The sequence below is a fragment of the Paraburkholderia sp. RCC_158 genome (genome assembly GCF_041355255.1).
Classification (GTDB): Bacteria; Pseudomonadota; Gammaproteobacteria; order Burkholderiales; family Burkholderiaceae; genus Paraburkholderia; species Paraburkholderia graminis.
Window position 1 is genome coordinate 126,840 of sequence record NZ_JBFUPM010000003.1, and the last position, 18,696, is coordinate 145,535.

Annotated in this window: 16 protein-coding genes; 5 read left to right on the forward strand and 11 right to left on the reverse strand. The window is 65.7% G+C overall.

Annotated elements, in window-relative coordinates; all coding sequences use genetic code 11:
- Nucleotides 1–33: 33 nt before the first annotated feature.
- Genes AB6809_RS07630 through AB6809_RS07640 form a run of 3 tightly spaced genes read right to left on the reverse strand, consistent with a single transcriptional unit; the run spans nucleotide 34 to nucleotide 5,893 of the window.
- Nucleotides 34–1,602: an efflux transporter outer membrane subunit gene (locus AB6809_RS07630; protein ID WP_371026248.1), complete on the reverse strand. Its 1,569-nt coding sequence runs from the start codon at nucleotides 1,600–1,602 to the stop codon at nucleotides 34–36.
- A 2-nt stretch (nucleotides 1,603–1,604) separates the two neighbouring features.
- Entirely contained in the window at nucleotides 1,605–4,733 is a 3,129-nt protein-coding gene (locus AB6809_RS07635) for an efflux RND transporter permease subunit (RefSeq protein ID WP_371026249.1), read from the reverse strand.
- Entirely contained in the window at nucleotides 4,730–5,893 is a 1,164-nt protein-coding gene (locus tag AB6809_RS07640; protein ID WP_371026250.1) for an efflux RND transporter periplasmic adaptor subunit, read from the reverse strand. Before AB6809_RS07640 ends, AB6809_RS07635 begins: the two co-directional genes overlap by 4 nt.
- Nucleotides 5,894–6,110: 217 nt before the next feature.
- On the opposite strand from AB6809_RS07640, the gene AB6809_RS07645 reads away from it, so the two are divergent.
- The gene (locus AB6809_RS07645) at nucleotides 6,111–6,728 is read left to right on the forward strand and encodes a TetR/AcrR family transcriptional regulator (protein ID WP_029968608.1); all 618 of its coding nucleotides are present in this window, start codon (nucleotides 6,111–6,113) and stop codon (nucleotides 6,726–6,728) included.
- 99 nt (nucleotides 6,729–6,827) lie between these two features.
- On the opposite strand, the gene AB6809_RS07650 is transcribed toward AB6809_RS07645, so the two are convergent.
- On the reverse strand, nucleotides 6,828–7,040 hold the full coding sequence (locus AB6809_RS07650; protein WP_029968606.1) for a hypothetical protein: 213 nt from the start codon (nucleotides 7,038–7,040) through the stop codon (nucleotides 6,828–6,830).
- A gap of 275 nt (nucleotides 7,041–7,315) precedes the next feature.
- On the opposite strand from AB6809_RS07650, the gene AB6809_RS07655 reads away from it, so the two are divergent.
- Nucleotides 7,316–8,326 carry a LysR family transcriptional regulator gene (locus AB6809_RS07655; protein WP_371026251.1) on the forward strand — a complete coding sequence of 337 codons (1,011 nt, stop codon included), beginning with the start codon at nucleotides 7,316–7,318 and terminating at the stop codon, nucleotides 8,324–8,326.
- Here AB6809_RS07655 and AB6809_RS07660 read toward each other — a convergent pair.
- The 7 genes from AB6809_RS07660 to AB6809_RS07690 form a co-directional block, all read right to left on the reverse strand.
- On the reverse strand, nucleotides 8,323–8,712 hold the full coding sequence (locus tag AB6809_RS07660; protein WP_371026252.1) for a cupin domain-containing protein: 390 nt from the start codon (nucleotides 8,710–8,712) through the stop codon (nucleotides 8,323–8,325). The genes AB6809_RS07655 and AB6809_RS07660 overlap by 4 nt on opposite strands.
- Nucleotides 8,713–8,897: 185 nt before the next feature.
- The gene (locus AB6809_RS07665; RefSeq protein ID WP_006051732.1) at nucleotides 8,898–9,128 is read right to left on the reverse strand and encodes a DUF2795 domain-containing protein; all 231 of its coding nucleotides are present in this window, start codon (nucleotides 9,126–9,128) and stop codon (nucleotides 8,898–8,900) included.
- Nucleotides 9,129–9,305: 177 nt separating this feature from the next.
- The gene (locus AB6809_RS07670; protein WP_029968601.1) at nucleotides 9,306–9,560 is read right to left on the reverse strand and encodes a hypothetical protein; all 255 of its coding nucleotides are present in this window, start codon (nucleotides 9,558–9,560) and stop codon (nucleotides 9,306–9,308) included.
- A gap of 266 nt (nucleotides 9,561–9,826) precedes the next feature.
- Nucleotides 9,827–11,164 (reverse strand): C45 family autoproteolytic acyltransferase/hydolase, encoded by a 1,338-nt coding sequence (locus tag AB6809_RS07675; protein WP_371026253.1) that lies wholly within the window; start codon nucleotides 11,162–11,164, stop codon nucleotides 9,827–9,829.
- 143 nt (nucleotides 11,165–11,307) lie between these two features.
- Nucleotides 11,308–13,041 carry a ClcB-like voltage-gated chloride channel protein gene (locus tag AB6809_RS07680; protein ID WP_029968599.1) on the reverse strand — a complete coding sequence of 578 codons (1,734 nt, stop codon included), beginning with the start codon at nucleotides 13,039–13,041 and terminating at the stop codon, nucleotides 11,308–11,310.
- A gap of 112 nt (nucleotides 13,042–13,153) precedes the next feature.
- On the reverse strand, nucleotides 13,154–13,891 hold the full coding sequence (locus AB6809_RS07685; RefSeq protein ID WP_371026254.1) for a glutathione S-transferase: 738 nt from the start codon (nucleotides 13,889–13,891) through the stop codon (nucleotides 13,154–13,156).
- Nucleotides 13,892–14,101: 210 nt separating this feature from the next.
- A complete protein-coding gene (locus AB6809_RS07690; protein WP_371026255.1) occupies nucleotides 14,102–15,205 on the reverse strand; it encodes a YeiH family protein in 1,104 nt (367 codons plus the stop codon).
- A 114-nt stretch (nucleotides 15,206–15,319) separates the two neighbouring features.
- Between AB6809_RS07690 and AB6809_RS07695 the strand changes: the two genes are divergently transcribed.
- The 3 genes from AB6809_RS07695 (at nucleotide 15,320) to AB6809_RS07705 (ending at nucleotide 18,482) form a co-directional block, all read left to right on the forward strand.
- Complete coding sequence (locus tag AB6809_RS07695) at nucleotides 15,320–16,231, forward strand: LysR family transcriptional regulator (RefSeq protein WP_371026257.1); 912 nt, start codon at nucleotides 15,320–15,322, stop codon at nucleotides 16,229–16,231.
- 187 nt (nucleotides 16,232–16,418) lie between these two features.
- Entirely contained in the window at nucleotides 16,419–17,192 is a 774-nt protein-coding gene (locus tag AB6809_RS07700; RefSeq protein ID WP_371026258.1) for a sugar phosphate isomerase/epimerase family protein, read from the forward strand.
- A gap of 306 nt (nucleotides 17,193–17,498) precedes the next feature.
- The gene (locus AB6809_RS07705; RefSeq protein ID WP_371026259.1) at nucleotides 17,499–18,482 is read left to right on the forward strand and encodes a sugar kinase; all 984 of its coding nucleotides are present in this window, start codon (nucleotides 17,499–17,501) and stop codon (nucleotides 18,480–18,482) included.
- Nucleotides 18,483–18,696: the final 214 nt, after the last annotated feature.

Here is an 18,696-nt window from a genome sequence, read left to right on the forward strand (position 1 = left end):
TCATGAACATCAACTGGGGATAACTCCGGCCGACTAATTCGTACCACCAGGTTTCGCCTCTACTCCCCGCGAAACCTCCCCCAAACTCGCCTGCCCACCGTCGCCCCCCACCGGCGGATTCCCCATCGCCTGAAACAGCGCCGCCGTATCCGTGAGCCGTGCGCTCGTGTAGCGAATCTCATCGAGCTGCGCATTACGAAACTGCTGCTCGCTCGTACGCGTCGACGAGACAGGCACGGCGCCGAGCCGATAGCGCCCCGACGTTTCATCGAAAACACCCTGCGCCGAACGCGCCGCCGTACTCGCGGCATCCAGCGCCTGCGCGTCATGCTCGAGCGCGGCGAGCGTATCGGCGACGTTCTGGAACGCGGCAAGCACCGTTTGCTTGTATTGCGACACGGTGGCCTCGTAGATGTTCATGGCCGCGCGGCGCTGCGCCATCAGCGCGCCGCCGTGAAAGAGCGGCTGCGACAGCGACGCGCCGATGCTCCAGATCGCGCCCGCGCCCGAAAGCGCGACCGGCCAACTGAAGCCGCCTTGTCCCATCGACGCGCTCAGCGACAGGCTCGGATACATCTGCGCGGTCGCCACGCCAACATCGGCGGCGGCGGCTTTCAACGCGGCGTCGGCGGCCTGAATGTCGGGCCGCGCACGCAAGAGTTCGCTCGGCACCACGACCGGCACCTGCTCGGGCAGATGCAAGCTCGCGAGTTGGAGATCGTCCGGCGCGGCGTCCGGCGTGCGGCCCAGCAGCACGGCGAGCGCGTGACGCGTCGTTTGCCATTGCTGCCTGAGCCCCGGCAGACTCGCCGACAAACTCGCCGCACTTTGTTGCGCGCTCAACTGATCGGCATGCGAGACGGCGCCAAGCGCATAGCGCCGCGCGGTGTCGTGAGCCTGATCGTTGGCAAGCGTGACGAGCCGCTCGGTGGTGTCGATCTGCGCGCGCAATGCCGCGCTCGTGATCGCGGCGCTCACGATGTTCGCAGCGAGCGCGCGCCGCGCGGCGTCGAGTTGATAGGCCTGCACGTTCACGCGCGCGGCCAGCGCGGCATCGGCGAGACGCGCGGCGCCAAACAGGTCGATCGTGTAGTGCGCCTGCAATTGGCCGACGAAGATGTTGTACAGAAACGTATTCGGGCCGATCTCCGGAATCGCCAGCGCGCGATTGCGGGTTGCCTGACCGCCCGCGTCGATGGTGGGCAGCATCGAACTGCCGATCTGCGCGCGCAGTTGCTCGCGCGCGGCGGCAAGCGTCTGTTCGGTGGCGGCGAGCGTCGGGCTATTGTGCAGCCCTTCGTCGACGAGCGCGTTCAACGCATCCGATCGATACAGCGTCCACCACTCGGGCACCGGTTTGCCGCCGACCATGAACTGCTGCGCGACGCCTTGCGCGGCGACGGTTTGCGCCGGCTGTGCCTCGCTGCCGTAGTGGAGCGGCTGCGGCATCGCCGGCGGCTCGCCGTTCGGTCCGAACGAACAGCCGGCAAGCGAAGCGGCGAGCGCGAAGGTGAAGCCCGCAAGCGCCGTGCTGGGCGATACGCGTGCCGGCGAGAAAACCCCCAACCTGCGCAAGAGGCGGGAATGTGCGAACTGGTTCATGTTCAATTCCCCGTGTGCGCCGCGCCGGATTCGGGCGGCGTTTGCGGCTCGCGCTCGTCGTTGCGCACGCGGAACGACAGCGCATAGAGAGCCGGCAGATAGAACAAGGTGAGGACGGTCGCGCTCGTGATGCCGCCCATCAGCGCGGTGGCCATCGGCCCGAAAAAGTTCGAGCGCAACAGCGGAATCAGCGCGAGCACGGCAGCGGCCGCGGTCAGCGTGATCGGCCGGAAGCGCCGCACGGTCGCGCCGACAATCGCGTCGAAGCGCTTTTGCCCGGAGGCGATGTCCTGCTCGATCTGGTCGACCAGAATCACCGAATTGCGCATGATGATGCCGAACATCGCAATCACGCCGAGCATCGCGACAAAGCCGAACGGCTTGCCGAACAGCAGGAGGGTAAAGACGACGCCGATCAATCCGAGCGGCGCCGTCAGCACCACCATCAGCACGCGCGCGAAGCTCTGCAACTGGATCATCAGCAATGTGAGCACGACGACGATCATGATCGGCATTTGCGCATTGATCGACGCCTGGCCTTTGCCGCTTTCTTCGACGGAACCGCCGATCTCGATCCGGTAGCCGACAGGCAAGCTCGCGCGAATCGGCGCGAGCGCCTTGTCGACGGCATGCGTCACGTCGATGCCTTGCGCGCCCGGCGCGACGTCGGACTGCACGGTGATGGTCGGCTGACGGTCGCGTTCCCAGATCACGCCGTACTCGAGATCGTTGCGCAGATGCCCGAGCGTGCCGAGCGGCACCGCGCCGTTCGGCGTCGGCATGGCGAGCGTGACGAGCTTCGCCGGGTCCACGCGCTCGGCTTTCGGCGCGCGCAGATCGACGCTGATCAGCTTGTCGCGCTCGCGATACTGCGTGACGGTATAGCCGGACAGCGTCATCGCGAGGAAGCTCGAAATGTCGTCTGAACTCACGCCCAGTTCGCGCGCTTTTGTCTGGTCGACTTCGAAGCGCACCGAGCGTTCGGCCGGCTCGTCCCAATCGAACTGCACGTTGCGCGTATCGCGGTCGGCGCGCAGCGTCGCGGCGACTCGCTCGGCGATCGAGCGCACGGTCGCGATGTCGTCGCCGCTCACGCGGAACTGCACGGGATAGCCGACCGGCGGCCCGTTTTCGAGGCGCGACAGGCGCGTGCGAATCGCGGGAAAGTTATTGCGCAGTTCGGGCTCGAGCCATTGCGCGAGCTTCTCGCGCTCTTTCACGGACTTCGCGGTGATCACGAACTGCGCGAAATTCGGCTGCGTCAGTTGCTGGTCCAGCGGCAGATAAAAACGCGGCGCACCGGTGCCGACGAAGTCCACCGAGTGATCGATTTCAGGGCGTCCCACAAGTACCTTTTCGAGCCGTTTCGCTTCGCGCAAGGTCGCGTCGAACGATGCGCCTTCGGGCAGCCGCACGTCCACCAGCAGTTCGGGCCGGTCCGAACTCGGGAAGAACTGCTGCGGCACCAGCGCGAAGCTGGCCATCGCCACGACGAACAGCACGATGGTGATGGCGAGCACGATGAAGCGCCGCTCGATACACCAGCCGATCCAGCCGCGCAGACGCTTATAGAAGCCCGTGTCGTAGATGTCGTGTTCGTGATCAGGGGCGTGGTGCGCCTCGCGCTTGCGCTCGGGCAGCAGGTGAAAACCGAGCAGCGGAATGAGCACGACCGCCGCGAGCCACGACGCGATCAACGCGATCGCCGAGACTTCGAAAATGGAGCGCGTGTATTCGCCGGTGCTCGACTTGGCCAATGCAATCGGCAGAAAGCCCGCGACGGTGACGAGCGTGCCGGTCAGCATCGGAAATGCCGTGCTGGTGTAGGCGAACGCCGCGGCGCGCGTGCGGTTCCAGCCCTGCTCGAGCTTCACGGCCATCATTTCGACGGCGATGATCGCGTCGTCGACCAGCAGGCCGAGCGCAAGCACCAGCGTGCCGAGCGATACCTTGTGCAGTCCGATGTCGAACATGTACATGCACAACGCCGTCACGGCGAGCACGACCGGAATCGAGATGACTACCACCATGCCTGTGCGCACGCCGAGCGACACCAGGCTCACCACCAGCACGATCGCGATGGCTTCGGCCACGGCTTCCAGGAAGTCGTCGACGGAATGAGCGACGGCGTGCGGCATGCTCGACACTTCGGTCAATTGCAAACCGGCGGGCAGCGCCTTGCGCAGGCCGACCATTTGCGCGTCGAGTGCCTTGCCGAGACGGATCACATCGCCGCCCGGCTGCATCGTCACGCCGATGCCGAGCACCGCCTTGCCGCCCGCGCGCATCTGCGTGACGACCGGATCGTCGTAACCGCGCTTGATCGTCGCGATGTCGCCGAGACGGAACGAGCGGCCGTTGATGCGGATCAGCGTGTCGGCAAGCGCGTTCACGTCCTTGAACTGGCCGGTGGGACGCACGAACACGCGGTCGTCGGTCGTGGTCAGCGTGCCCGCCTGCGACACCGCGTTCTGCGAGTTGATCGCCTGCCCGAGTTGTTGCGGCGAAATGCCGAGCCGCGTGAGCTGCGTGTTCGTGATCTCGACGTAGATGTGCTGATCGGGATCGCCGAAGTAATCCACCTTGGCGACGCCGGGCACGCGCAGCAGCACGGTGCGCAACTGGTCCGCGTAATCGTGCAGTTGTGCGGGCGAGAAGCCGTCGCCTTCGAGCGTGAAGATGTTGGTGTAGACGTCGCCGAATTCGTCGTTGAAGAACGGGCCCTGAACGCCTTGCGGCAAGGTCGCGGCGATGTCGCCGACTTTCTTGCGCACCTGATACCAGGTTTCGGGCACGTCCTTTACGGGCGCGGAGTCTTTCATCGTGAAGAACATCAGCGACTCGCCGGGGCGCGAGTAGCTGCGCACGAAGTCGATGGCGGGCGTTTCCTGCAGCTTGCGGCCGATGCGGTCCGTCACCTGTTCCTGGACCTGGCGCGCGGTCGCGCCGGGCCAGAAGGTGCGGATCACCATCACGCGAAACGTGAACGGCGGGTCTTCGGATTGCGCGAGGCGCGTGTAGGCGAGGGCGCCGAACGCGGTGGCCAGTGCGATCAGGAAGACGACCAGCGCCTGATGGCGCAGCGCCCACGCGGACAGATTGAAGCGTCCTTCCTCTTGCGTCGCGCTCATGAAGCGAAGTCCTCGGGATGCAGTGGCGCAATCGCGCGGACTTTCTCACCGGCGCTGACCGTATGCACGCCTTGCAGCACGACGTGCTCGCCGTTCTTCAGGCCCTGGCTCACGATGATCGTGCGCTCGTTATAGCGCGCGACCGTGACGCGGCGCAGCTCCAGCGCGCTGTCCGCCGCTCGCACGACCCACACGGCCGGCTGCGTGCCGTCGTGAAAGAGCGCGGTGGACGGCAGCACGAAAAAGCCGTGCTCGCCTTCGGCGTTGCTCGCCGCCGAAGACGAACGCGCCGACAGCGCGATGTCCGCGGTCATGCCGAGGCGCACGTCGGGCCCGGGATTGTCGAGCGTGAGTTTCGCGCGATAGGTGCGGCTCTGCGGATCGGCGGCGGGCGACAGTTCGCGCACGCGCGCCGTGAACTTGCGGCCAGGCAGTGCGCCGAGCGTGACGTTCGCCGTTTGCCCGACGGAGAGGCCGGCGAGCGCGCTTTCCGGCACGTCGCAGACCACGTCGAGTTCGCCGCTCCACGCGAGGTTGTAGACGGCCTGGCCCGCCGACACGTTCTGGCCCGTGTCGGCCTGCTCGGCGGTGATCACGCCGGCGTGATCGGCGGCGAGCGTCGTGTATTGCAACTGATCTTTCGACAACGCCGCCTGCTGCGCCGCCTGATCGCGCTGCGCAGCGGCCGACGCATATGCGTTCGTGGTCTGCTCAAGTTGCGCGGGGGCGATCAGATTTTCCTTGGCTTGCGCCCGGTCGCGGTCGAGCTGCTGCTTCGCGTATTGATAGCTGTGCTCGGCGGCGGCGAGCTGCGCCTGCGCGCTCGCAGCGTTCTTTTGCGCATCCGCGGGATCGAGGCGTGCGACGATCTGGCCGCTCTTCACCACGTCGCCAAGACGCACGCGCCGCTCGACGATTTTTCCGCCGACGCGAAACGACAGCGGCGTCGAATAACGCGCCTGCACCTCGCCCGGCAGCGACGCGACGGGCGCGGCGTTGCCGTCCGCATGAACCGCGACGGCCACGACGGGCCGCGGCTCGGGCGCGGCGGCTTCCTTTTTCGAACACGCGCTCAACGCGACGACGCCCGCAAACGCGAGCGCAACGGCGAGGCGGCGCGCACGCCGTTGCGCCGCGAGGCGAGGAGACTGCTGGCGCATCGCTTCAGATGCGCGGACACCGGGACGCTTCACAATGACCCCAACCGGAAACAGCGAAGAACATGGCAGGCCGCAGCGGCATACCAGCGAAGAGCGCACGCCCGGTCATGCAATTGGCATACGCATCTGATTTTCAATGATGCCTCGCATTCTAATACACACCTGTATCTGAATGTCGATGTGAATTAGAATTCTTTTCGGTGCTAGACTTGCGCCCATGAAACGGCAAAGACTCACACGCGAGCAAAGCAAAGACCAGACGCGGCAGCGTCTGCTCGATGCTGCGCAGGCAACTTTTATGAAGAAGGGCTTTGTCGCGGCGAGTGTCGAGGACATCGCCGCGGCGGCGGGCTACACGCGCGGCGCGTTCTATTCGAACTTCCGCAGCAAGAACGAACTGTTCCTGGAACTGCTGCGGCGCGACCACGAAGCCATGCAGGCGGGCTTGCGCGCGATTTTCGAAGAGGCGGTCACGCGCGAGCAAATGGAAGAGCGCGTGATGCGCTACTACAGCAACCTGCATCGCGAGAACAAATGCTTTTTGCTGTGGGTCGAGGCGAAGCTGCTGGCGGTGCGCGACGGCCGCTTCCGGCTACGGTTCAACGCGTTCATGCACGAGAAGCTCGAGCAGCTCGCCGCGTATGTGAGCGAGTTCTCGGAGCGGGTCGGCACGCCGCTGCCGCTGCCGGCCGCGACGCTGGCGCTGGGCTTGATGGGTTTGTGCGACGGCGTGCAGTTCTTCTACACGGTCGATCCGCAGAATGTGCCGAGTGAAACGGCAGAAGCGGTGCTGGCGGGATTTTTCGCCCGCGTGGTGTACGGGCGCAGCGCCTGAGGGCGCGAGGTGCTTAAAGCGCGCGAGGGCGCGTGAAGCGCGAGAATGCGTGGGGCTACAGATGCCCCACGCCTTTGCGCATAAGTCCCGCTGCGGGAATCAGTTTGTCGTGAACTGCGTGCAGGTATCGACGACGGGGCTCGCGCACACGAACGAATATTCGCCGCTGTAGCGCAGAACTTGCTCGCCCGCATGAAGAACGACCTTGATGTCCGGGCAGCGCTCGTAAGCGATGAACGCCGAGCAGGCTGCGGCGGACCAGCAGACCAGAGAAAACGCGATTTTTTCGAGAAGCTGGAAACGGTGTGGCATGGCTAGAGGCTGACGAAATAGCTAGCGGTGAAATTGTTCAGGCGCCATCTTACCAGCATCTAAGGGTTTATACCTAGTCTGACTCCGCAATCACGGGTGAACCGTCGCGCGCACGCATCGGCCAAGCTGGCGGGATTGTCATGTGCAGGTCAGGGTTGGGACAGGTCGGGTCGATACAATCGATTCGTTGGGCAAATCCGCGCGAGCCTTGCCGCGCGGGGTGATGGTGGCGGCAGCGCGCGCCCGGCCCGGCATCTCGACGTAGGAGTCGCCCCATGAATCAATTGCAGTCCATGCGCGTGTTCGTCAAAGTGGCGGACCTCGGCAGTTTCGTCCGCGCGGCAAACGCGCTGGATCTTTCCACCGCTGTCGTCACGCGCCATGTGGCCGATCTGGAAGCGCGCCTCGGCGCCCGTTTGCTCAATCGCACCACGCGCCGTCTGTCGCTGACGGAGTCGGGCGCGACCTATCTGGAGCGCGTGCGTCATCTGCTCGACGATCTCGAAGGCGTTGAGCAGATGCTGGCCGCGCGCCATCACGAGCCGGTCGGCACCCTACGGATCGTCGCGCCGGTGGTGTTCGGGCTGCAAAGCCTCGCGCCGGCCGTGCAGTCGTACGCGGCGCGCTATCCCGACGTGGTGCCCGATGTGACGCTCGCCGACCGCCAGGCGGATCTCGTTGAAGAAGGTTTCGACGTGGGCATCATGGTCGGGCGTCCGGCGCGCAGTGCGAGCATCGTCACACGGCGGCTCACCACCTGTCAGCTAACCGTTTGTGCGACGCCGGCCTATCTCGCGCAGCACGGCACGCCGACGCGCCCCGACGATCTGTTGCGTCATCCGTGTCTGAGCCGGGCGCCCGAGCAGGGCGGCGAGGAGCGCGTGTTCAGCGGACCGGAAGGGCTCGTGCGCGTGAGGACCACCAACGCCATTGCCGCGAACAATAGCGAAATGCTGCGGCAGTTCGCGCTGCTCGGCATGGGCGTCGCGATTCTGCCGAGCTATCTGATTGGCCGCGATCTGGCATCGGGCCGGCTTGTCGAACTGCTCGGCGATTACCGCCTGCCCGAGATCGAAATTACGATTGTCTATCCCAGCCGCCTGCACTTGCCGGCGAAGGTGCGGACTTTCGTCGATCACCTCGTCGAGCATTTCGAGTCGGACTTCACGGTGCCGGCACGCGATTCGCGACATGCGAAGCGTGCAGGTGCGCTTGCGGGTTGCGGCGTCCGGCATGTGCGGCCACGAGCGGGCGCCGCCGCCGGTCTCGCAACGGCGCCGGGCTAGATCCAGAGATCGTTGACGGCCGTGCGTTCGTTGGTTTCGTCGCCGGTGTTCTTGACGCCGCGCGGCTCGATCAGCAGCAGCTTCGCTTCGCGCTCCGCGAACGGCTTGTGCTCGGTGCCCTTCGGCACCACGAACATTTCTCCCGCCGACAGCGTCACGAAGCCGTCGCGCATGTCGATGCGCAACTGGCCGTCCAGCACGATGAAGGTCTCGTCGGTGTCCGCATGCTCGTGCCACACGAAATCGCCTTCGATTCGCACGACCTTGAACTGATAGTCGTTCATTTCGGCAACGACGCGCGCTTGCCATTGGTCCTGGAACAGCGCGAGTTTTTCAGCGAAATTGATCGCGCGGTAGGTTCGTTGTTCGGGCTGGACGTCGGACATGTGGTGCTCCTTCCAAAGAGGGTTGCTGTCTCGGGAAAGAGCATAGCGCGCGCGGACGAGGCGCGTCTGGAACGTTTGTGCGCGGGAGCGGGGCGCGAGCGGCCGCGCTTAGGTCGCGCTTAGGTCGCCTTTAGGTCGGGCTTTTGGCCGCGCTCACCTGCGCACGCATTCACCTGCGGACAAACTCACACACTGAGTCCCGGCCCGAAATTGCCGCCGATCAGCCGCGTGACCGAATCGACGTCCGCGTAGTCCTGCTCGGGAAGGCCGTCGAGCATCGACAGGACTTCGTTGCTCGCACCTGCCTCGCGCGCCGCGTCGACGAGTGCGTCCTTGTTGGCGGGGAAATGGATTTCGCTGAGTACGTCGGAGATCTGCAAGTCGATGGATTCCCCGGGGATGGACGATGCCGTCATGCAAGCGCTCCTGCAGATAAAGTTGGAATGAATCGCGGCGCCGCCCGAGCCGCACAAGCCGCCGCTCAAGCCGCACGCGGACCGCCGCGAGCCGGAACTCCGTATTGCCGGCCGGTTCGCCGCACTCGACCCCTCGGTCAAAGCGGACCGAGCGAAGCCACGCAACGGGCGCTGCTGTCAGGTCTGCAAGCGCTCATTGCGCGCCGCAAATCCACGCTCCGGATGTCGCGACTTCGGCAGGACGATATGCTGCCATTGCTGCGGACGATTGTCGTCCGTGACGGCCACGTCAGGCGCTGCTGGGGCGACTGGCGCGGCGTTCGCGCGTTCGGCGAGGGTGCTCGCCGGCGTGCCGTCCTGCGCGGTGTGAACCGGCGCGGCAAAGCACGAAGCGGACAGCGTCACCATGGTCAACAGTGTCGAGGTTTTCATGCCCGACCTCCTAAGCTCATGCGGCGCTAAGCATTCAGCAAGGGCTGTGCCGTCCCCGCGTCGAAAGGAAAGCGCAAGCCGCGCGAGGCCGGGCTGCAAAGGCCGCGCGCTTTGGTCGGGCGGGGCGCGTAATGCTTGCCCAGCGGCCTGCAAAGCAAGCTTGCCGCGCGCCTCGTGACCACCCATTGTAAATCGCCGATGATGGCGCGGGAATGGCAGTCAAAAGGCAGTGGTGTTCAGCAGTTTGGAGGCGCGGCGGCGCACCGCTACCTCAGCACATCGAAGCGCGTCCACGGCCACGAAGGCCGGTCGCGCATATAGCCGTTCAGCCAGTTCCACTGCGGATGCCGCTTCATGAACGCCTGGGCGTCGAACGGCCGGCCGCACGGATGTCCCCAGCGCGCCGAGAACGCCATGTCGCGTGCCATCTCGCTGTCGACCACCTTGCCGTCGTTCGCGCCCCACGGATTGAACGGCCCGTGATCCGAGCCGCCGAAACGCGCGTCGTCCAGTTCCAGATGTCCGCAGATCGTGCGCGAACACGGGTTGTCGTTGCGATCGAGATAGACGTCGTGATGATCGGCGATCATCGCCTTCGCGAGCTCGACGTCGATTTTGCCGCGGTGCATCTCCTCGAGCTGCATGAAGCGCAGACGCCGCGCGCCGTTCTTGCGCACGTCGGTATAGTCCTCGCCTTCGCCGATGCATTCCTGGTTGCGGATCTTCAGATCGGTCGCCGTGTTGTAGCCGCTGTAAAAGCCGTCCTTCGTGCTCTCGAAGCCGGAGTAGTGCAGCCCCAGTTCATAGCGCGCGATCTCGCCGGTCTTGATGTCGCCGAGCAGCCAGCTATTCGCGTAGCCGCCGTTGTTCGCCACGGCAAACATTTCGCACCATTCGCCGATGCTGTTCGCGTATTGCGACGCGCGTCGAGAACGATAGAACTCGGGCGCGCCCGCCGCGTTGTAGCCGACGAAGTTCGAGATGGTCGTCTCCGTCACCATCAGTCCCGCGGCCGTGATCCAGAAATCGGTGAGGCTCGAAATGCAGCCCGGCAGGCCCTGCATCAGAATGCGGTTGCCCTCATCGGGCACGATGTCGAAGATGACATTAAACGCGTCGCCCGCGGCGTAGCGGTCCCACGAGTTGTGCGCCATCACGATGCGGCCGTCGCGCGTGGCGTTGCCCGTTGCGATGAACGCGCTGCAATGATGGCCGCGCCGGCCGCGCCAGGGCTTGAGTCCGAGGCCGGGCTTTTGCTGGGCCGCGTGCGCGGGCCACCAGCTTTGCAGCAGGTCCATGTAGCCGTTCCACGCGAGCACTTCGGCGAATGGCAGTTTCGCGCCGTCCGCGATGCCTTGGATTTCGTCGGCGAATTCGGTGTCGAGCTTGTTGGCGAACTGCGAGACGGCAGCCTCGACGAAGGTGTCGAACTCTTCGCCGGTGTCCCACTTCGCAAGGTAGCGGGCGGTGCGGATTGCGTTGCGGATTTCGGCTGCGAGCAGTTGGCCGTGCTGTTCGCCGCGATCGTACGGCTCACCTTCGATATGCAGGAAAATCCAGCCCGCCTGGTCGCGGCGCGCGGCGTCAAGGGACGGTTCGCTCATCTTCCCTCCGATCGAATGGCGGGCGTCGCGCTCGCCCGGCCTGGCGTAAGCTCGCGCTGCCGATGCCGCCGCAGCGTCTTTTCATTGTAGAGATTCTGCGATGCTTTGCACGGGCGCGCCGCCCGCATGCGGAGCCGCCGTGCTCAGCGCGTCGGATTCATGCGGAAGTACGCATCGAGCAGCGACGTTTTATAAACCACGCCCGCGAGCCGCGGATGCGCGGCGCTTTCGACAACCGGCAGGCGCTCGCCCTGGAACGCCATGAAGTGCTGCAACGCGACGCCGAGCGGCATGTCGGGCGTGAGCACGTCGAAGTGCGGCTGAAGATAGTCGGCGGCGGTTCGCGTCGAGGTATCGCGCTTGTCGAGCAGATCGGACGTGATGTCCTTCAGCGCGACGACGCCGAGAAACGCGCCCGATTCGTTCGCCACATACAGATACTTGACCGGATATTCGAGGAACACGCGCGTCATGTCGTGCACGGTCGCATTGGGCGGCACGACGGTCTGCGCAGGGCGGATCAGCTCGCGCATCTGCGTCGCGCGCAGGCGCGTGCGTTCCTGCTCTTCCTGATTGCGGCGCAGCGTGATTTCGTACATCGACGTCTTGCCGATCGCCCGCGAGACAAAGTACGCGACGACGCACGAAAGCATGAGCGGCAACACCACCTGGTAGCTGAGCGTCATCTCGAAGATCATCAGGATCGCCATCAGCGGCGCCTGCGTCGCGCCCGCGAGGAAGGCGCCCATGCCGACCATCGCATACGCGAACGGCGCCGAGGTGCCGTGCGGCCACAACGCGTGCATGCTCTGCCCGAACAGCGAGCCGACCACCGCGCCGACGAACAGCGTCGGCGTGAACACGCCGCCCACGGCGCCCGAACCGGCAGTGGCCGCGGTCGCCACGAGCTTGAACACCAGCACGACGACGAGCGCGGTCCACGTCCACGGCGAGTGCAGGATGGAGTTCACGACGCTGTAGCCGTTGCCCCACACCTCGGGCGTCCATACGGACAGAATGCCGACCACGAGCCCGCCGAGCGCGAGCCGCGCGGGCAGCGGCAACGGCAGCTTGCCGAACAGCGCCTTGGAGCCGTCGAGCAGCCGCAGAAACTGCGGCGCGGCTGCGCCGCACAGCAGACCGAGCGCGACGAACAGCAACACCTCGACGCCCGCCACCGGCGGAAACACCGGCATTTCATACGGCGGCTTGTAGCCGGCGAATTCGCGCATCGTGATGTTCGCGACGACTGCCGCGACGACCACGGGCCCGAAGCTTTCCATCGCGATCGAGCCGAGCACGATCTCCGTGACGAAGAACGCGCCCGCGATCGGCGCGTTGTACGCGGACGTGATGCCGGCCGCCGCGCCGCAGGCCACCAGCAGGCGCAGCCGCGGCGGATCGAAGTGCACCCAGCGCCCGATCAGCGAGGCCGCGAGCGCGGCGAGCTGCACCATCGGACCTTCGCGGCCGATCGAGCCGCCGCTTGCAATCGTGAACAGCGACGAGACGCTGCGCCACAGACTCAGCTTGACCGGCACCACGCCGTCGCCGATCGCCACGGCCTCCATGTAGTCGATGTGATTGCATTTGTCGGCATGACGACGCGCGATCAGCAGCAGCGAACCGGCGATCAGCCCGCCCGCCGCCGGCAGCCAGATGCGCACCGTCCACGGCAGGCTGCGCGCCATTTCGACGAAGCTGCCGGCCTTGCCGGCCACCAGCAGTTGCAGGATCTCGATGCCGCGGCGAAAGGCGATCGTCGCAAAGGCGCCCGCGACGCCGACTACCACCGACCAGACCAGCATCGTGTGCGCGTCGGAGAGACGGAAAAGATCTTGCGCGCGGGTGCGCAGCTTCAGCAGGAATGAAAGCACGTCGGCGGTACGGAGCGGGAAGAAGCGTTGAAAAGCGCGCACGGTAACAGCAGCGCGCCCGCTGGACGAAGCGGGCGCGCTGCCGGACGTGAACGGGGAAGGGCGGCGCGGCTCAAGCCGCCGCCTTGTCGAGTTCGGGATAGTGTCTGAAGATGCTCGCCTCGTTATGCTCGATGCGGCGCTCGGACTGCAGATAGGCGGCGATATTCGGCCGCTCCATCACCGCGGCATGCAAGGCGGCGAGCCGCGGATACTGCTCGCCGAAGCGCTTCAGCGCGCGCGGGAACGCGTAAAGCAATCCGTCGATCAACTGGAACATCGAGAGATCGACGTAGGTGAGCGAGTCGCCGACCATGAAGGTGTCGCCGGCCGGATTCTGTTTCAGCACGCGCTCGAAATACTTCATGAACTTCGGAATCCGGTTGTCGATGAAGTCACGCGAGCGCGTTTTCGCGGCGTCTTTCTGGTCTTCGTAGTAGAGGCTGGCCGCAAGCGGGTGATGAGTGTCGTGGGCTTCGGTCACCACGTCGGCGATAGTCAATTGCAGGCCGTTTGCGACGTAGCGCAGGCTTTCCACGGACGGCGCGAGATCCAGCCGTGGTCCGAGATAAAACAGGATGTTCGCGGTCTGCGCGATCACCAGGTCGCCGTCTTTCAGAAACGGCGGAGCGAACGGCGGATAGGGCTCGTCCCTGCTTTTCATGACCGCCATCATCGCGCCGGTGCCGAGACCTTCGGACGGCTCGCCGCGCGCCACTTCGACATAGTCCGCGCCGGCTTCTTCTAGCGCGAGCCTCACAAATTCGCCACGGCCTTGCAGGCCGTCCCAATAGTAGAGTTCCAGGCTCATCGATCTGTCCTCATTCGGGTTGCGGGAAGGGTGTGCGGAACGCGTCGCGCTTGCTGCTGCGGGCGCTAGCGATGCTGTTTGCGTCGTTCGCGTCGTTTGCGTTCTCCGCGTTTCTCGCACGCCAGCCAGTATGCCGCGCGGCGCGGCCGGATGCTTTCCCAGACGCACGAAACCCCGCACGCGGCGGGGTGTGTTCGGGCGAAGTGCGGCTTAGCCGAAGAAGTGCTGGACAGCCCATGTGATACCCAGTCCGCCCGCAATCAGCCACACGTACAGGATGAAGCCCGTGGTCAGCGCACGCGGACCTGCCTCGCGGATTTGCGAAATGCGCGTTTCGATGCCGAGCGCGGTCATGGCCATGGTCAACGCGAAGGTGTCGAGCGTGTTGAGCGTGCTTGTGGCGGCTTGCGGCAGCACGTGCAGCGAGTTGATCACGACGAACGCGAGGAAGCCGAGCGCGAACCAGGGAATCGCGAGCTTGCCCGCACGACGCTGCTGAACCGCAGCGCCTTGTTGCGAGCTGGCAGACGATGCGTCAACGTCGCGGCGCGCCGCGCGGTTGACCCACAAGCCGACCACGAGCAGCACCGGCACGAGCAGCATCACGCGAGTCATCTTGACGATGGTGGCGATATGCGTCGCTTCCGGGCTCACATTGCTCGCGGCGCCGACCACCTGCGCGACCTCGTGAATCGTGCCGCCAAAAAAGAGTCCGGCGCCCGTCGTGTCGAGATGCAGCCAGCCCGCCTTGAAGAGAACCGGGTAGAGGAACATGGAGAGCGTGCCGAACAGCACGACGCTGCCCACCGCCATCGCGCTTTTGTGCGGCTTGGATTGCAGCGTCGACTCGAAGGCGAGCACGGCCGCGGCACCGCAGATCGCGCTGCCCGCAGCGGTGAGCAGCGCGGTGTCGCGGTCGAGCTTCATGATTTTCATGCCGGCCCACGTGCCGATTACCAGCGTGCTCACGACGATCAACACCGATTCGGCGAGGCCCGGCAAACCGACCTGGGCGATTTCCTGAAGGCTCACGCGCAGGCCGAAGAACGCGACGGCGATGCGCAGCAGCTTGCGCGCGGAAAAATTGACGCCGGCCGCCCAGCTTGCCGGCATGCCGTCGCGCAGCGCGTTGCCGTAAATCGCGCCAGCGACGATGCCGACGATCAGCGGGCTCAGCCCCAGCCCCGCAATCGCAGGGATCTGGGCGATGCGCGTGACGGCGGCGGCGAACAGGGCGACGAACAGAATGCCGTTGAGCTGGCCGCGGGCGGATGACGCTTCGGCGGTGGCGGCGGTGAGGCGGGCGGTGGTCATGGGTGCAGCCTTTGGACTGACTGAGTCGATAGGTCTAATCCTAAGTTAGATATATGAATATGAAAAATCGTGATTTAGAATGGAAACTATCCGCTCTGCCGATAGTTCGTTGCCATGACCCCTGATCAGCTTATAACGTTTGCCGCCGTCGCCGAACATCTGAACATCAGCCGCGCCGCGCTGGCTCTGCATTTGTCGCAGCCGGCGGTGTCGGGGCAACTGCGTCAGCTTCAGGATGAATTCGGCGAGCCGCTTTATCAGCGCGACGGGCGCGGCGTGCGTCTGACGCCCGCGGGCGAGCAACTCGCGCAGTACGCCGCGCGGCTGCGCGACACCTGGCGCCAGGCGCATGCGTACCGCGACGCGCTGCGCGGCCTCGAACACGGCACGCTGCGGATCGGCGCGACCACCACGCCCGCCAGTTATCTGCTGCCTTACCTGATCGCGGATTTTCATCGGCAGTATCCGGACGTGACGCTGCATACCGCCGACGGCAATACGACCGACATCGTCGGCGCGCTCGGCTCGGTCGACATCGCGCTGATCGAGGGGCCGGTCGGCACCGACCTGCCGCCGGATACGGCCGTGCACGCGTGGCGCGAGGACGAGATCGTGGCGATCATGCCGCGCACGCATCGGCTCGCGCAGGGGATGGGAGCAGACGCGGCAAATGCGGCAAATGCCGGGCTAGACCTTGCCGCGCTCGGCGCGGAGCCGCTGATCGTGCGCGAGGCGGGCTCGGGCGTGCGGCAAGTCGTCGAGCGTGCGTTTGCCCGCGCGGGCGTGCCGATGCGCGTGGCGCTGGAAATTGCCGGCGTCGAAGGCGTCAAGGAAGCGGTGCGGGCGGGCATGGGCATCGGCTTCGTCTCGGCAATGTCGATGCGGCACGAAAACGGCGCGCTGCGCGTGTTCTCGCTGAGCCCCGAGCCGCTGACGCGGCGGCTGTCGATTGTCGTGCCGCACGCCAGCGCGCCGTCGCGTGCGGTCAAGCGGTTTTTGGCGTTGTGTCTGGAGGAGGGGGCGTAGACACCGAGCGCTGCGGCGCGCCGTGCCAACACAGCCCACAGCCCCGCCTGGGGATTTCCACTATGGTCTCCGACACGGACCCAAGCGCACTATTGGCCTATCGCAAGCGCTTCGGCGCTTTTTTGAAATCCGCCTTTGGAACCGGTTCCATAGACGGAAGCTCGACGAAACACACGGTAGTGACGACATGACGGATGCAGTGGAAGTAGCGATTGTTGCCAGCGCTTTCGGCGCCGACGCGGTGCGCACGGCGGGTCATCGCAAGTGGGCGGAGGCGAGCCGGCGCGCCGGGGCGACCGGTTTCGAAGTGCGTCGCGAGCTGTTCGGCGACGAAGCCGACGCGGAGCCGGCGTGCCTCGAGACACTGGGCAAGCAGATTGCGGAACTGGGCCTGTGGTCGGTGTACTCGACACCTGCGTCGCTGTACGCCGAAGACGGCCAGCTCGACGCAGCCGCGCTGCGGCGCGCAGTGGATGAAGCGACGGCGCTCGGCGCGCGCTTCGTCAAGCTGCAACTCGGCGGCTTTGCGGATCGCGCACACGGCGACGCGATCGCCGAGCAATTGCACCGCGCGAACGTGCGGCTCGTCGTCGAAAACGGGCAATTGACGCAGGGCGGCTCGCTGCATCAATTCGTCGGCCTGTTCGACGCATTGCAGCGCGAAGGTCACGCGGATCTGCTCGGCATGACGTTCGACGTCGGCAACTGGGCGTGGTGCGGCGTGCCCGCGCTCGACGCCGCTGTGGCGCTCGCGCCTTACGTCGAGTACGTGCATTGCAAGATCGCGGCGGGCGAGGGCGCGCGGCGTTTCGCGGCCGCGCCGGCTGCCGACGATGCGCGCTTCGCCGCCGTGCTGGACCGGCTGCCGCGCCGCGTGCCGCGCGGCATCGAGTTTCCGCTCGATCCCGCCTGCATCGACGACGACGCCACGCGGCGCGTCGCCTGGTTGGCCGCAGCGTAGGCGGTGGCGAGGACCGAGGTCCGAGAGTCAGCAGCCGAGAGTCAGCAGCCGAGAGTCAGCAGCCGAGAGCCGAAAGCGAAAAGCCGACAGCCGAAAGCCGAGAGCCAGAACCTGAGAGAACGAGCAGCAAACAAGACATAACAACAGAAGCAACAGCAGCAAAGCGGCACCAAGGCACCAAACGCAGCAACCGCACCAACCGCACCAACCGCACCAACCGCACCAACCGCACCAACCGCACCAACCGCACCAACCGCACCACCGCACCACCGCACCACCAGCCCGACGCACAAGCAGGAGCAACGCATGACCAACCCGCCCGCAGCACTGGACATCATCACCTACGGCGAAGCCATGGCCATGTTCGTGGCCGCCGAAACCGGCCCGCTCGCGGGCGTCGGCCAGTTCACGAAACGTATCGCGGGCGCCGACCTGAACGTGGCGATCGGCCTTGCGCGGCTCGGCTTCAAGGTCGGCTGGATGAGCCGCGTCGGCAACGATTCATTCGGCCAGTACGTGCGCGACACGTTGACGAGAGAAGGCATCGACCAGCGTTGCGTCATCACCGACGAGCGCTATCCGACCGGCTTCCAGCTCAAGTCGAAGAACGACGACGGCAGCGATCCCGCCGTCGAATATTTCCGCCGCGGCTCGGCGGCGAGTCACCTGTCGGTTGCCGATTACATGCCCGACTACGTGTTGCCCGCGCGTCATCTGCATCTGACCGGCGTCGCGCCGGCAATCTCGGAGAGCTCGCGCGAACTCGCGTTTCATCTGGCACGTGAGATGCACGCAGCCGGAAAGACCATTTCGTTCGATCCCAACCTGCGCCCGACGCTGTGGCCGTCGCGCGCCGCGATGGTCGAAGGCTTGAACTCCCTGGCCGCGCTGGCGGACTGGGTGCTGCCTGGCATCGGCGAGGGCGAGATTCTGACCGGCTACACGCAGCCCGAGGACATCGCCAGCTTTTATCTGGAGCGGGGCGCGCGCGGCGTGATCGTCAAGCTCGGCGCCGAGGGCGCGTACTTCCGCACCGCCGACGATGCCGCGATGATCGCCGGCCAGCCGGTCGCAAACGTCGTGGATACGGTCGGCGCGGGCGACGGCTTCGCCGTCGGCGTGATCAGTGCGCTGCTGGAAGGCAAGACGCTGCCGCAGGCGGTGGCGCGCGGCAACCGCATCGGCGCGCTGGCGATTCAGGTGATCGGCGATTCGGAAGGCTTGCCGAGCCGCGCCGAACTCGATGCGCTCGAACGCGGCGATGTCGCGAGCGTCGCGCACGCGGCATGACACGCAGGCGCGGCGAACATGGCACAGGCACCTCGCCGGCAGAGGCGGCGCGCACCGGCAAGCGCGCGCACGCACCGGCAGCCAGCGGCACACACATGCATCGAAACGGCAAGCACACGCATCGAAGCGCCGCGCGCAACGAAGACAGATCCAGCAAAGCACGGCGCGAGCCGCGCACCGATAACAGCAAGAGCGCTCGACAAGCGCCGCACCA